Source organism: Serratia sp. SM04 (assembly GCF_040280225.1).
Classification (GTDB): domain Bacteria; phylum Pseudomonadota; class Gammaproteobacteria; order Enterobacterales; family Enterobacteriaceae; genus Serratia; species Serratia sarumanii.
This window is the reverse complement of the sequence record NZ_JBEOQT010000001.1, coordinates 391566-406259: the sequence shown is the minus strand read 5'-3', so window position 1 is coordinate 406259 and position 14694 is coordinate 391566. Positions and strand designations below refer to the sequence as shown.

Below are 14694 nucleotides of genomic sequence, written 5' to 3'. Positions count from 1 at the left end.
CTTAGCCATGCGGTTAACAGGGAAATAAAACGAGCGAAAAAATAAAAAAGCCCGCAACCAAGGTTACGGGCTTAATAACAAAGAAAAAATTTTCACCGGGGCCGACGCCCCGGTAGCGATTACTGGCCGAACATATCCTTGATCCAGCCGGCGACGCCATCGCCATCTTTTTGCTCACCCGCCGCCGGTTGCTGCTGTTGCTGCACCGCCGCCTGGCTGGCCTGGCACAATCCCTGCGGATTGTCAGTCCAGACCGGGATGGTGCGCCAGCTGCCGCCGCCGCAGATAAAGTTGCCGGCAGAGTCGATGCTCATCTGGTTAATGCCTTCCGGCGGCTGCAGCATCAGCGGCAGCGGCGTCTGGTTTTCCAGATAACGACGATACAGGGTCAACGCGCCGTTGGCGCCGGTCAGCTTGGCCGGGCCGTTGTTGTCGCGCCCCACCCAGGCGATCGCCACTTCCTTGCCGTCGATGCCGGCGAACCAGCTGTCGCGCAGATCGTTGGTGGTACCGGTTTTCGCCGCCAGGTTGTAGTTCGGGAACTTCACCGACAGCGAGCGGGACGTCCCGCGCGCCACGCCTTGCTGCATCGCGTACAGCGTCAGGTAAGCAGCCTGCGCCGGCACCATGCGTTCGGCCTGCGGGAAGCTCTGGTACAGCACCGTGCCGTCTTCGGCGATCACCGAACGCACCGCCGACAGCGGCGCACGGTTACCGCCGCTGGCGATGGTCTGGTACTCCTGCGCGACTTCCATCGGCGTCAGGCCGATCGCGCCCAGCAGCATCGAAGGCACCGGGTTGATCTCCGCTTTCGGGATGCCCAGACGTTGCAGCGTGGCGCTGATCTGATCCAGCCCCACCGACAGGCCAAGGTTCACCGTCGGCACGTTCAGCGAGTTGGCCAACGCATCCACCAGCATCACCTGACCGCGGAATTTGCGATCATAGTTGTTCGGCTGCCAGACGGCGCCGTTCGGCTGTTTCAGCGACAGCGGCGCATCCGCCAGCCAGGTGTTGAGGCGGTATTTATCCGGTTCGGACAGCGCGGTCAGGTACGTCGGCGGCTTGGCCAGCGAGCCGACCAGGCGGCGCGCCTGCATGGCGCGGTTGAAACCGGCGAACTGCGGATTGGCGCCGCCGACCATGGCGCGCACTTCACCGCTGAAGCGATCGACGATCACCATCGCCGCTTCCAGATCCTGCACGTGACGCGCAGCGCGCAGCGCCGGGATGCCGTCTTCGACCGCTTTTTCCGCCGCGTCTTGCGACACCGGATCCAGCGTGGTGAAAATCTTCACGCCGGACAGATCATTCACCTTATCGCCCAGCTTGGTCTGCAGCTCCTGACGCACCATCTGCATAAAGGCCGGCTGTGGCGTAATGACGCCGCCTTTCGGCTGCACGCCCAGCGGACGCGCGCTCAGCATGTCATACAGCTCGCCATCGATCACGCCCTGGTTCTGCAGCAGCTTGAGCACCAGATTGCGGCGTTCCAGCGCCAGTTTCGGGTTACGCCACGGGTTATACAGCGACGCGCCCTTGACCATGCCGACCAGCAGCGCCTGCTGATCGAGGCTCAGCTCGTCCACCGGACGGCCGAAGTAGTACAGGCTGGCCAACGGGAAACCGCGGATCTGGTCGCTGCCGCTCTGGCCGAGGTACACCTCGTTCAGATACAGCTCCAAAATGCGGTCCTTGCTGTAACGGTAATCGACCAGCAGCGCCATATAGGCTTCGTTGGCCTTACGCCACAGCGAGCGTTCGTTGGTCAGGAACAGGTTCTTCACCAGCTGCTGCGTCAGGGTACTGCCACCCTGCACCGCACGGCCGGCGGTCAGGTTGGCCAGCACCGCACGGCCGATGGAATACGGGCTGATGCCGTCATGCTCATAGAAGTGGCGGTCTTCCGTGGCGATCAGCGTATCCACCAACAGATCCGGGAAACCGGCGCGCGGCACGAACAGACGCTGTTCACCGTTTGGCGACTGCAGCATGGTGATCAGGCGCGGATCGAGGCGGAAGAAGCCGAAGCTGCGGCCGCTGTCCAGGTTTTCGATCTTAGCCAGACGGTTGTTCTGGAAATCGAGACGGGCGCGGATCTGCCCTTCTTTACCATCCGGGAAATCGAACGGGCGGCGCAGCATCTCGATGCTGTTGGCCTGCACGGTAAACTCGCCCGGACGCGTCATGCGGCTGACCTGGCGATACTGCATGCCTTCCAGCAGGTTGACCATTTCCTTCTTGCTGTACGGCATGCCCGGTTCCAGGTTGACCATGCGGCCGTACACTGCCGCCGGCAGCTGCCAGACTTTGCCGTCGATACGGCTGCGGATCTGGGAATCCAGATAGACGCCGTAGATCGCCAACAGGACGGCGATCACCAGGATCAGTTTGATAATCAGGCCGAGCCAGCGGCGTTTTTTACGCGGCGGAGTCGCTTTTACCTTACGCGGCATGCGTTCCTCCTCCTCTTCATACTCATCATCGTCATACTCGTCTTCTTCGTAATCGTCATAATCGTCGTCTCGGCGACGGCGCGGCGGCTTGCGCGACGCGGTATTTTTTGGTTGTTTTCCTTTGCGCCCGATGGGCTCGCGGTCATCCCCAGCCATGGCTGTTGTTCTCCGAGCTTGCCGACACTGCCGGCCATGATTAGTCGCTTAATCTGTGCCTACGCCGCAGCGCTGACCAGAAGAAACATCTGAATTCCAAACCTTGAATGATCGCGACCTACTGATATTTCTTCGTTCGGCGCGTCGGTACCGCCGTGGCCGGATCGTCCGGCCAAACGTGTTTCGGGTAGCGGCCCTTCATCTCTTTTTGCACCTCGCGGTAGGCGCCTTGCCAGAAGGCCGCCAGATCGCCGGTGATTTGCAACGGCCGGTGCGCCGGTGAGAGTAACTCAAGCACCACCGGGATGCGACCCTCCGCCAACATCGGGCTGCGCTGCTCGCCGAACACCTCCTGCAAACGCACCGCCAGCGCCGGCGGTTTGCCGGCCTCATAACGGATCGGCAGGCGGCTGCCGGTCGGCACAGTGTAATGAGTGGGTAGCGCATTATCCAGCCGCTGCTTTTGCTGCCAATCCAGCAGGCGGGACAGCGCCTCGGCGATGTTGACCTGCTTCAAGCCGCGCAGATCGCGCACACCGTTCAGCGACGGCAACAGCCACTGCTCCAGCGCCGCCAGCAGCGGCTCTTCATCCATCGCCGGCCATGCCGCCTCCGGCAGCCAGGCTTGCGCGCACTGCAGGCGCACCCGCAATTGTTCGGCGGCGCCCTCCCAGTTGAGCACCGCCAGCCCCTGTGCGCGCACCCAATCGAGCAGCGCCTGCTGCAGCTCTTCGTCCGCCGGTTTGGCCAGCGGCTGGGCGCGCAGCGTCAGACGGCCGATCTGCTGGCGCTTCCAGGCGCGCAGCGTGCCCTTCTCGTCATCCCACTCCACCGCCGTGCGCTGCGTGACGATCGCCGGCAGCTGCGCCGCCAGCGCGTCGATGTCCACCGGCAGCGCCAACAGGATGCGCGCATCGGGGCTGTTGTGGCCCTGCAACAGGCTGGGGACGATGAGCCAGGGCGCGCGCGACAGCGCCTCATCCTGATTCATCGCCGCCCCCATGCCGTTGGCCAGCAGGTAGCGGCCGTCCTGGCCTCGCCGCTGGGCGATGCGATCGGTAAACGCCGGCGCCAACAGCCGCGGCGCCAGATCGACGTCGACTTGCCCTGCACTTTGCGGCAGGCGTTTGGCCAACTGCGCGGCACGCTGCCGCCAGTTCGGTTGCGGGCGGCTCAGCCAGTAGCCGATATCCATCTGCCCGCCGCGCGGCGGTTCTTCCAGCAATGCCGCCAGCAACGCCGCCGTCGCCAGGCCGTCGGCACTCAGCGCCGCGCCGGCGGTCAGCATCGCCGCCAGCCGCGGCTCGCATCCCAGCGCGGCCATCTGGCGCCCCGGTGCGGTAAGTTTGCCACCGTCATCCGTGGCCCCCAGCCGGTGCAACAGCGCCCTGGCCGCCGCCAATGCGGCGGCAGGAGGCGCATCCAGCCAGGTCAGCTGCGCCGGGTCGTGGCAACCCCACTGCAGCAACTCGAGCCAAAAGCCGGTGAGATCGCTCTGTAAAATGTCCGGTTCGGCGTGTTCCGCCGCGCGCTCCGCCTGTTCTTTGGCGAACAAATGCCAGCAAATGCCCGGCTCCAGACGCCCGGCGCGCCCGGCGCGCTGCACCATCGAGGCCTGACTGATGCGCTGCGTCGCCAGCCGCGTCAAACCGTTGCGCACGTCGTAACGCGCCACGCGTTCCAGGCCGCTGTCCACCACCAGCCGAATGCCCTCGATCGTCAGGCTGGTTTCAGCGATGTTGGTTGCCAGCACCACCTTGCGGCGGCCAACCGCCGCCGGCTGAATCGCTTTTTGCTGCTGCGCCAGAGGCAGCGAGCCATACAGCGGGCAAAGATCGGTATCGCTCGCCACCTCGCCGGTCAATCGCTCCAGCACCCGATTGATCTCCGCCACGCCCGGCAGGAACAGCAGCAAAGACCCCGGCTGTTCGGCCAGCAGGCGCTTCACCGCCGCCGCTACACCATCCTCCAGCCGCTGATGGCTGGCTAACGGCTGATATAAACGTTCAACCGGGAAGCTGCGCCCCTCGGACACCACCACCGGCGCTGCCGGCAGCAGCTGCGACAGGCGCGCGTTGTCCAAGGTGGCCGACATGATCAGCAGTTTCAGATCGTCGCGCAGCCCTTGCTGCACGTCGAGCAGCAGCGCCAGCGCCAGATCGGCCTGCAGGCTGCGTTCGTGGAACTCATCGAGGATCACCAGCGACACGCCCTGCAGCTCGGCGTCCTGCTGCAACATGCGGGTGAGAATGCCTTCCGTCACCACTTCCAGCCGGGTTTGCGGCCCGCTTTTACTCTCGGCGCGCATGCGGTAGCCCACGGTCTGGCCGGGCTCCTCCCCCAGTTGCTGCGCCAGGCGATAAGCGACGTTTTTCGCCGCCAGCCGCCGCGGCTCCAGCATGATAATGCGCCCCGGCAACCCGGCCTTAGCCAGGATCTGCAGCGGCAACCAGGTGGATTTACCGGCGCCGGTCGGAGCGTGCAACAGTACCTGAGGAGCGGACTGCAACGCAGCCAGCAACTCATCAAGCACCGCGCTGACGGGCAATGAAGACACTGAACTCTCCGTGGTGGTTAACGTTAAACGGCGTACAGTGTAGCATTAGCTTTGCCCCCGTAGCCTTTCAAACTGCGGCGCCGTTAGCTATAGTACGGAGCTCGTCCAGGCGTCCCGCTTCGCGCGAGGCCGCTGCAAGCCGCATTCAAATCTGTTCCTGACGGATTTGTCATTATTTACCGAGTCTCCATGTCCAATTCGCGCCGCCTGTTTTTCGCCCTGTCCTTGCCTGACGCCCTGCAACAGCAGGTGATCCGCTGGCGCGCCGAGGCGTTTGCGCCGGAGGCCGGCCGGCCGGTGGCGGCGGCTAATTTGCACCTGACGTTGGCGTTTCTCGGCGAAGTCACCGCGCAGAAAGAGCTGGCGCTGCGCAAACTGGCCGGCCGCATCGTGCAATCCGGCTTCAGCATGCGGCTCGACGATCTCGGCCATTGGCCGCGCCCCGGCGTGGTCTGGCTCGGCACCCGCCGCGCGCCGCGCGGGCTATTGCAGCTGGCCGAACTGCTGCGTTCGCAGGCCGCCCGCAGCGGCTGCCATCAAAGCGCGTTGCCGTTCCATCCGCACATCACGCTGCTGCGCGCCGCCACCCAGCCGGTGGCGATCCCGCCGGCGACGCCGGGCTGGGCGTTCAGCGCCGACGCCTTTTCCTTGTATGAATCGGTGTTCGAAAACGGGCGCACCCGTTACCAACACCTCGAACAGTGGCCGCTGGCCACGCAGGCATCCGCATGATTTTCTCTCCACCGCTGCGTTCCGCCACGCTGATAAAACGTTACAAACGCTTTCTGGCGGACGTGATCACCCCGGAAGGGGAAACCTTTACGCTGCACTGCGCCAATACCGGCGCCATGACCGGCTGCGCCACGCCCGGCGACACCGTTTGGTACTCCACGTCGGACAACCCCAAGCGCAAATACGCCCACAGCTGGGAACTGACCCATACTCAACAGGGGCACTGGATCTGCGTCAACACCCTGCGCGCCAACGCGCTGGTGCGCGAGGCAATTGAACACAATTTAATCAATGAATTATCCGGTTACAGTAAAATCAGCGGCGAAGTGAAATACGGCGGTGAAAACAGCCGTATCGATTTGTTATTACAGGCAGAAAATCGGGTTAACTGCTATATTGAAGTTAAGTCAGTCACATTACTGCAACAACAACGTGGTTACTTTCCTGATGCGGTAACGCTCAGAGGGCAAAAGCACCTGCGTGAGTTGCTCAGCGTGGTTGAAAGCGGGCAACGGGCGGTGTTGTTCTTTGCCGTGTTACACAGCGGTATTGAGCAGGTCGCACCGGCACATCATATAGATGAGCGCTATGCGGCGCTGTTGGCACAGGTCCGGCAGTTGGGAGTGGAAGTGGTTTGCTACGGGGCAAAGTTATCACCTGACGGTATTTATCTCTGCGATAAGCTGCCGTTTTTTATCGATTAGCGCGGTCGGGTCCCTATAAATAGACAACCGGCCAGCACGATCGCCAAATACGCCCTCCTTCACACGATTGTCAAGCGGGCGACAGGAATAATTGCCAACCTACCTTCCTTCTGTTATTTATAGCGGCCTGTTTTTCCCCCGCATTGGGGATTCGATAGTGCGTGTGTATGTAGGAGAAGCAACATGCAAGAAGGGCAAAACCGTAAAACCTCGTCCTTGAGCATTCTCGCCATCGCTGGGGTGGAGCCGTACCAAGAGAAGCCGGGCGAAGAGTACATGAACGACGCCCAGTTGTCGCATTTCAAGCGCATTCTTGAAGCGTGGCGCAACCAGCTCAGGGACGAAGTGGACCGTACTGTATCGCATATGCAAGAAGAGGCAGCCAACTTCCCTGATCCGGCCGACCGTGCTACCCAGGAAGAAGAGTTCAGCCTTGAACTGCGTAACCGTGACCGTGAACGCAAACTGATCAAAAAGATCGAGAAAACGCTGAAGAAAGTGGAAGACGATGATTTCGGCTACTGCGAATCTTGCGGCGTGGAGATCGGCATTCGTCGCCTCGAAGCGCGTCCGACCGCCGATCTGTGCATCGACTGCAAGACGCTGGCTGAGATCCGCGAAAAGCAGATGGCCGGCTAATACCGTTGTTACCGCTGCGGCGTGCGCACCCGCGTGCGCCGCACAGAGAAAAGGGAACCACTCCCCTCTGATATGCAAGAAAGTCATTATGTGGGGCGCTTTGCCCCATCGCCTTCCGGGGATCTGCATTTCGGTTCGCTGATTGCCGCTCTGGGAAGCTACCTTCAGGCTCGCGCCCAACGCGGGCAGTGGCTGGTTCGCATCGAAGATATCGACCCGCCGCGCGAAGTCCCCGGCGCCGCCGCTCGCATCCTGTCCGCGCTGGAACATTATGGTCTCCACTGGGACGGCCAGGTCATCTATCAATCCCAACGTCACGACGCCTATCGCGCCGCGCTGGATCTGTTGCAGCGTCAGGGGCTCAGCTATTACTGCACCTGCACCCGCAGCCGCATCCAGCAGATCGGCGGATTGTACGACGGCCACTGCCGCGACTTGCAGCTCGGCCCGCAGGGCGCCGCCATCCGCTTGCGCCAGACCGCGCCCGTTTACGGGTTCCACGATCGCCTGCAGGGAGAATTGCACGCCGATCCGGCGCTGGCGGGGGAAGACTTTATCATTCGCCGTCGCGACGGGCTGTTCGCCTACAACCTGGCGGTAGTGATCGACGACCATTTTCAGGGCGTGACCGAGATTGTGCGCGGCGCCGACCTGATCGAACCGACGGTGCGCCAAATTGCCCTCTATCGCCAGCTGCAGGCGCCGGTGCCTACCTATGTGCATCTGCCGCTGGCGCTGGGCGCCAACGGCATCAAGCTGTCGAAGCAAAACCATGCGCCGGCGTTGCCCGTAGGCGATCCGCGCCCGGTGCTGATCGCCGCGCTGAAATTTCTGCGCCAACCGCTGCCGGAAAGCTGGCAAGATCTTGACCTGCCATTATTATTGAGCTGGGCGGTCGCACATTGGCGGTTGGAAAACGTGCCGCGTCAGGAGGCTATCCCTCTGGATGAAAACACGCCGGCATTCTCAAAGGAGCCATGGTGAGCTATGATTAGCCGCTATTTTTTGTTAGCTCCATTTTTATCAGTCACTATCGAGGTGTACCATTTTTACCCGAGTAGCCAACTTCTGTCGTAAGGTACTGACCCGCGATGACAAGCTGCCCCGCGACGACGCGGCGGCCGGCGATAAAAACGTAGTCCGCGAAGAGCGTGCCGCGGCGCCAAGCCGCCCTGCGCCGCAGCCGCGCGCCGCCGATAACGGCAGCAACGCCCCTGCCCGCCGCTCAACGCCGCGCAAGCGTCCGCCTTTTCCTATCGCCGAGAGCAACGACTCGATGACCGTGATCCCGCGCGAACAGCACTCGATTTCCCGCAAAGACATCAGCGAAAATGCGCTGAAAGTGCTTTACCGCCTGAACAAGTCCGGCTACGAAGCCTATCTGGTCGGCGGCGGCGTGCGCGATCTGTTGCTCGGCAAAAAGCCGAAAGACTTCGACATCACCACCAACGCCACGCCGGAGCAAGTGCGCAAGCTGTTCCGCAACTGCCGCCTGGTCGGCCGGCGCTTCCGCTTGGCGCACGTGATGTTCGGGCCGGAAATCATCGAAGTGGCCACCTTCCGCGGCCACCACGAACAGAACCCGGAATCCGACAAGAACTCGTCTCAGCAGGCGCAAAACGGCATGCTGCTGCGCGACAACATCTTCGGTTCGATCGAGGAAGACGCCCAGCGCCGTGACTTCACCATCAACAGCCTGTACTACGGCGTGGCGGATTTCACCCTGCGCGATTACGTCGGCGGCCTGAACGATCTGAAACAGGGCGTGATTCGCCTGATCGGCGATCCGGAAACCCGCTACCGCGAAGATCCGGTGCGCATGCTGCGCGCGGTGCGCTTCGCCGCCAAACTGGATATGCGCATCAGCGAAGAGACCGCCGAGCCGATCCCGCGCCTGGCCTCGCTGCTGCATGAGATCCCGCCGGCGCGCCTGTTCGAAGAATCCCTCAAGCTGCTGCAGGCCGGTTACGGTTTCCAGACCTACCTGAAGCTGTGCGAATACCAGCTGTTCCAACCGCTGTTCCCGCTGATCGCCCGCAACTTCACGCCAAACCACGATACGCCGATGGAGCGCATTCTGGTGCAGGTGTTGAAGAACACCGATCACCGCCTGCAGAACGACATGCGCGTCAACCCGGCGTTCCTGTTTGCCGCCATGCTGTGGTACCCGCTGCTGGAGCACGCGCAGAAGCTGGCGCAGGAAAGCGGCCTGGCCTACTACGACGCCTTCGCGCTGGCGATGAACGACGTACTCGACGAGCAGTGCCGCTCGCTGGCCATCCCGAAACGCATTACCACGCTGGTACGCGATATCTGGCAGCTGCAGCTGCGCCTGTCCCGCCGCCAGGGCAAACGCGCGCACAAGCTGATGGAACACCCGAAATTCCGCGCCGCCTATGATCTGCTGGCGCTGCGTGCGGAAGTGGAAGACAATCAGGAAATGCTGCGTCTGGCCGAGTGGTGGGGCGAGTTCCAGGACGCCACGCCGGCGCGGCAGAAAGCCATGCTGAGCACCCTGGGGGACGATCCGGCGCCGCGCCGCGCGCGTCAACGCCGCCCTCGCCGCCGGACACCGCGTAAAGAAGGGGCATAATGATCCGCGTTTATATCGCGCTGGGCAGCAACCTGGCGCAGCCGCTGCAACAGGTTAAAGCCGCACTGGAGGCGCTGGAGCATTTCCCGCGCACCCGGCTGGTCACCTGTTCTTCGTTTTACCGCACCAAGCCGCTGGGGCCGCAAAACCAGCCGGACTTTCTCAACGCGGTGGTGGCGCTGGATACCCTGTTGCCGCCCGAACAGCTGCTCGACCATACCCAGGCGATAGAACGTAATCAGGGGCGCGTGCGCAAGGATGAACGCTGGGGGCCGCGCACGCTCGATCTGGACATCATGCTGTACGGCGACAAGGTGATCCATACCGAGCGCCTGACGGTGCCGCATTACGGCCTGAAAGAGCGCGAATTCATGCTCTACCCGCTGGCGGAAATCGCTCCCGATCTGATTTTCCCCGATGGCGAGCCGCTCGCCAGCTGCCTCAAGCGCGTGCCGGAAAACGGCATGGCGCTGTGGCATCAAAGTAAAAAGTGACCGCGGGGTCTAGAGCAGATAAAGCTTGAGTTGCGCCACGGCGGCCAGCAGCATCACCATCATCATACAGCCGAATATCCGCCTCACCCACTGCAGCCTTCGTTCCTGCGCTTCCGGCCCCGTAGCCTCTCTCCCGCGTGACCAGACAAACATCACCAACGCAAACGCCAGCATCAAAAAGCCGCTCGCTGCCAACAGCAAACTGCCCGACACCATGCCGGCACGCAGCGACAGCAGCCCGACCACCGCCATCGTCAACGCGGTACGCCCCCAGGCCAGACGAGTACGTTCAGGTTGCAAACCAGGATCGCGCGGCGGCGCTTCCACCGTTGGGTGCATCACACGCCAAAACTCAGAATGACCGCCACCAGCGCCAGAGCGATGACGACCACGAAAAGAGTCAATAGCCACAGCAGGCGGGTATAAGGCATATCGCCGTCATGCCGCATGGCTTTCTCATTGGCCTTCCAGCGACGATAGGCCATCAGCCCCAGCACTACAGCCCCGAGCGTCAAAGCCACCGCCAGCCCCTGACGGATGGCAGCCGTGCCAAATTCGGAGGCAAACTGATTGATGCCGACCGCTCCCGCCATAAACGCCAATGCAGTGCGGATCCAAGCCAGAAAAGTGCGCTCATTGGCTAAAGAAAAGCGGTAGTCGGGCGTTTTACCCTTGGCCCACCATTTTAACGGGCGATTTGGCGATGGCTGGTTCATGATTTCCCTTGATAAGCAAACGGCGCGGTCAGCGTTCTTCTCGCTTAATGCGCTCTTTTATTAACAACTCTTTAATCGACATGCCGGGAGAGCCACGTCCTTGATAACTCTGCCGGGTAATTTCGGTACAGAGATACTCAATCATAAATAACTGGGAGACTCGGGTACCGATCGAATCCCCCTGATAACGCTCACTTTCACCGCAGGTCAGCAGAAAAGCATCACAAAGTTCGGTCAACGGCGAGTGCGTGCGATGCGTAATAGCCAGACAGTAAGCCTGCGCCTGCCGCGCCAGACGGAAAGCGTTCACCACCTCCGGCGTTTCGCCGGAATGGGAAAATGCCACCACCAGATCGTCGCCTTTGAGATTCGCCAGCTTCAACGTCATGGTAAAACGATCGGTGAATGCCTCGGAATCAATGCCAATGCGGTTCATCTTGTCACGAGCCTCCATCGCCGCCAAGCCGGATGCGCCAAAGCCGACAAACATCACCCGGCGGGCGCGAATAAACCGCTCGACGATCGCCTTGCTTTTTTGCACATCGAGCAAGTCGACGGTGTCTCGTACCGTCTGTTCAATGGAGAGGCCGATCTTTTTCGCCACGTCTAACCGGCTGTCATTCAGGAAAATATCCGGGCTGGCCGGCAGCGTCAGATCGTTTTCCTGCAACAGTTCCTTCTTGAGTCCCCCTTTCAGTTCCAGCAGGCCGCTATACCCGATCTTTTTGCAAAACCGGACGATGGTCGCTTCGCTGATTTGCAGTTCCTGAGACAGTTTTTTTACCGGCAACTGCACGAACACCCCGGCGTTATCCAGGATAAAAGCGGCGATTCGCCGATCGTTATCCCCCAGATTGCGGATGATGTTTGAAATATATACGCGTACGTTTTCTTTATTGACGCCCATCGGGTGCTCCTGGCCTTTTCGCGCCATCGGCGCGAGGAACGATGTCGTAAGACAAAAGTTGCCAGCCATTTTACCCGTCTCGACGCCTTGCGTCTGGATTTAGTACAATTTCATAACCTTGGCGGTAGCTTGCCCCAGCCTCCAGCCAACGGCTCCCCCGTTTCTCCGCCAGTTGGCCATTAAAATCCGGCGCATCCGTCGTCCCATCCAACGGTTCGATGCAGAGCAGGTCATTTCCTGGGACCGACCACAGCGCCAGCCAGGGATGATCGCCCGTGTTCATTTGCAAAACGGTTTCATTTTCCGGGGAAAGCACGCTTAACGTCTGATGACGACAATCGCCGAAGTAAACCGCCCCGTGCTCAAAGGTGTCGGACGCCAGAGCGAAAGCCGTCACCCTGCCGCCGCCATCCCGCACTTCAAGCGTGCGATCGCGCGTGGGAAACGGGCCACTGACGCCGGGGGCGGAAAATACCACGCGCCAGCCGGGGTGATGAACAATCGGCAAAGCAAACCCCGGATGCGATCCCAGAGAAAAGCCGAAACGACGATCTCCGGTGTTTTCAATACAATAGCTAATCTGCACGCTATTTGTCTTCAAGCGCCATTGGGCTTCAAATCCGAAGTCGAAGGGCCACTGAGCGAGCGTGGTTGCGTTCGAACACCCGCGCAGGCTCAACGCATCCGACGACTGTTGCACCCGCCTAAACGGCAGATGACGCAGGAAACCGTGCGCAGGCAACGGGTAGAATCGCTCCTCTTCCCATAATCCGCCCCGAATCAGGCGCCCCACGACGGGGAACAGGATGGGCGACACACTTTGCCAAACCGCCTTGCGGGGACGCCATAGCCATTCTCGCGCCGTCGCTTTGCTGTACAGGCTGACCATCTCGGCGCCCAGCGACGCGATGCGCAGCTGCAATCCGGCGTTTTCCAGCGTCCAGGACGTTTCCATCACGTGGCCTCAGTCGATGCGCAGCAACAGGCGCGTTTGATAGACCAGCTCCTGCTGTTTCGCCTCGTCGAAATGCCGGGCAATCAGCCAGAAAATATCGTCGCTGCCCAGAACGCGTGGAGTGTTGAAAGATCCCAGCAACCCATGCAAGGCCAAGCCTTGTTTCTCTGCTGCGGCGATCAGCAACAGCAAGGCCTCATAGACGCCGCGATCCTGACAGCCAAAGCCACTGCCCGCCAACGCGTCAAAGCTCAAACGCGCCTGACGGTCGCTTTGCTCTTGTACCGACGTCAAAGCATCCAGCTTAAAACGGGCGTAAAGCTCAGGCGGGGCATCGTTATCCTGCAAGATTTTTTTCATCGCCGCAGCATAGTGCAATGCACGGCCAAGATCGTCGCCGAGATCTCGTTGCTGTTGCGGATCGTCAGCCACATTGAACAACTTGTCGCCATAGCGGTAGGCATTCAGATATTCGAATCCCGCCGGGATCTTCATCAGTTGTGCCCCTTGGGTGAAATCGAAACCGGGATGAATTTCTATCGTTTTCAGTTCATTGAGGCTGAACGGGCTATCGATGCGCGTCGGCATCAATGTGTATTCATACAGCCCGTTTCTGTCGCATTGACGTGGGCTGCGCATATACACATAGTCTCCGTCGGTGATATTGATATGCCCGCCGTAGTAGCCGAACAACGCATAATCACGCACGGGGGTATCATTCTCTATCGCCGGGCGCAGCGATCTGCCCAACATGCTTTCCGGCTGCTTGATCCCGAAATAGTCCAGCAGGGTGGCGGGAATATCGATGGTTTGCGCCAGCGCCTGGCGCCGTTCGCCATATTTCCCGACGCGCGGATCGCGAATGAAGAACGGCGTGTTGGCGATTTCGTTATACACCGGCATGATGTTTTTGCCCCACCACTGATGTTCGCCCAACAAGAAGCCGTGATCGGTGCAGACGATAAACAACGTGTCATCCCACAGCCCCTGCAGCTTGAGGTGATCCATCACCCGGCCAAGGTAGTCGTCGCACATGGTGACCAGCGCCTGGTAGAACCGCCGCACTTTCTCAGCGTGTTCTTCACTTTGCATTGCGCAGTAATAGGGCGTCCAGCCGTCGAACTCGTCGGGGGCGCAACCATACATTGCCAAATACTTCTCCGGCACGAAAAACGGCTCGTGCGGATCGAAGCACTCGATTTGCAGGAACCAATTATCTTGATCCTTATTGGCATCAATAAAGTCCAGACCCGCCTGGATAGTGCGGTGGGTAAAGTGTTCTTCCTGAGTCGGCATCCAGGCACGGTTGATCATATCCTGCGCCATACGCCCGATACGCCGCTTACGGGTGTTCTCATCCTCCATGCCCCGATAGACCACCTCCGGCTTGCTCACCTGCCCTTTCCATTTGTCGCCTTCCTGGCCGCGAATAAACTCAAAGGTTGAATAGCGGGTATGGTAAGTGGCCCCCCCGTCACGCCAGTAGTGCTTGTGATCGGTCGCCATATGGCTGTGAACGCCGTTTTGGCCCAGCGCCTGCGGCATCGAGAAATCGAAAGGCTCCAGCGGCCCCCAGCTACGGTGCAGGAAGTTGTACCGCCCGGTGTGCAGTTCGCGCCGCGCAGGCATGCAGGGCATGCTGCCCACATAAAAATTATCGAACTGCACCGATTCGCGAGCCAGGCGCGTGAAATTAGGCGTAATCGCCGCTCCGCCATAAGGCGCCAGATGGTTGCGGGTCATGGTATCGAACATCAACATTACGGCTTTCATAGCATTTCCCTG

The 14694-nt window shown here is 60.8% G+C and carries 13 protein-coding genes; 6 read left to right on the top strand and 7 right to left on the bottom strand.

All coding sequences use genetic code 11. From position 1 onward, the window contains the following. Positions 1 to 119: 119 nt before the first annotated feature. Together mrcB and hrpB are read right to left on the bottom strand one after the other, a co-directional pair. On the bottom strand, positions 120 to 2612 hold the full coding sequence (mrcB, locus tag ABTW55_RS01805) for a bifunctional glycosyl transferase/transpeptidase (protein ID WP_033635910.1): 2493 nt from the start codon (positions 2610 to 2612) through the stop codon (positions 120 to 122). 118 nt (positions 2613 to 2730) lie between these two features. Further along, the gene (gene hrpB / locus ABTW55_RS01800) at positions 2731 to 5169 is read right to left on the bottom strand and encodes an ATP-dependent helicase HrpB (RefSeq protein WP_181423083.1); all 2439 of its coding nucleotides are present in this window, start codon (positions 5167 to 5169) and stop codon (positions 2731 to 2733) included. 189 nt (positions 5170 to 5358) lie between these two features. On the opposite strand from hrpB, the gene thpR reads away from it, so the two are divergent. From thpR to folK, 6 genes are all read left to right on the top strand, one after another. After that, the gene (thpR, locus tag ABTW55_RS01795; protein WP_060423031.1) at positions 5359 to 5901 is read left to right on the top strand and encodes an RNA 2',3'-cyclic phosphodiesterase; all 543 of its coding nucleotides are present in this window, start codon (positions 5359 to 5361) and stop codon (positions 5899 to 5901) included. Beyond that, positions 5898 to 6605: a DNA/RNA nuclease SfsA gene (gene sfsA / locus ABTW55_RS01790; protein WP_004937572.1), complete on the top strand. Its 708-nt coding sequence runs from the start codon at positions 5898 to 5900 to the stop codon at positions 6603 to 6605. The genes thpR and sfsA overlap by 4 nt, the downstream gene beginning before the upstream one ends. Before the next feature lie 183 nt (positions 6606 to 6788). After that, positions 6789 to 7244 carry an RNA polymerase-binding protein DksA gene (gene dksA, locus ABTW55_RS01785; RefSeq protein WP_004937569.1) on the top strand — a complete coding sequence of 152 codons (456 nt, stop codon included), beginning with the start codon at positions 6789 to 6791 and terminating at the stop codon, positions 7242 to 7244. 72 nt (positions 7245 to 7316) lie between these two features. Beyond that, positions 7317 to 8228, top strand: a complete 912-nt coding sequence (gene gluQRS / locus ABTW55_RS01780; RefSeq protein ID WP_033654685.1) for a tRNA glutamyl-Q(34) synthetase GluQRS — start codon at positions 7317 to 7319, stop codon at positions 8226 to 8228. Positions 8229 to 8289: 61 nt separating this feature from the next. Beyond that, entirely contained in the window at positions 8290 to 9837 is a 1548-nt protein-coding gene (pcnB, locus tag ABTW55_RS01775; protein ID WP_072008431.1) for a polynucleotide adenylyltransferase PcnB, read from the top strand. Further along, positions 9837 to 10331, top strand: coding sequence for a 2-amino-4-hydroxy-6-hydroxymethyldihydropteridine diphosphokinase (gene folK / locus ABTW55_RS01770; protein ID WP_033654683.1), 495 nt, complete (start codon positions 9837 to 9839; stop codon positions 10329 to 10331). The genes pcnB and folK overlap by 1 nt, the downstream gene beginning before the upstream one ends. 9 nt (positions 10332 to 10340) lie before the next feature. On the opposite strand, the gene ABTW55_RS01765 is transcribed toward folK, so the two are convergent. From ABTW55_RS01765 to ABTW55_RS01745, 5 genes are all read right to left on the bottom strand, one after another. Then, positions 10341 to 10670, bottom strand: coding sequence for a DUF202 domain-containing protein (locus ABTW55_RS01765; protein WP_051917642.1), 330 nt, complete (start codon positions 10668 to 10670; stop codon positions 10341 to 10343). Next, on the bottom strand, positions 10670 to 11047 hold the full coding sequence (locus tag ABTW55_RS01760) for a YidH family protein (RefSeq protein WP_033649606.1): 378 nt from the start codon (positions 11045 to 11047) through the stop codon (positions 10670 to 10672). The genes ABTW55_RS01765 and ABTW55_RS01760 overlap by 1 nt, the downstream gene beginning before the upstream one ends. A gap of 28 nt (positions 11048 to 11075) precedes the next feature. After that, positions 11076 to 11954 carry a MurR/RpiR family transcriptional regulator gene (locus ABTW55_RS01755; protein ID WP_033654682.1) on the bottom strand — a complete coding sequence of 293 codons (879 nt, stop codon included), beginning with the start codon at positions 11952 to 11954 and terminating at the stop codon, positions 11076 to 11078. Positions 11955 to 12024: 70 nt separating this feature from the next. After that, a complete protein-coding gene (locus ABTW55_RS01750) occupies positions 12025 to 12909 on the bottom strand; it encodes a hypothetical protein (RefSeq protein ID WP_060423029.1) in 885 nt (294 codons plus the stop codon). Between the two features lie 9 nt (positions 12910 to 12918). Continuing rightward, positions 12919 to 14682, bottom strand: coding sequence for a sulfatase (locus tag ABTW55_RS01745; RefSeq protein ID WP_060423026.1), 1764 nt, complete (start codon positions 14680 to 14682; stop codon positions 12919 to 12921). Positions 14683 to 14694 lie beyond the last annotated feature (12 nt).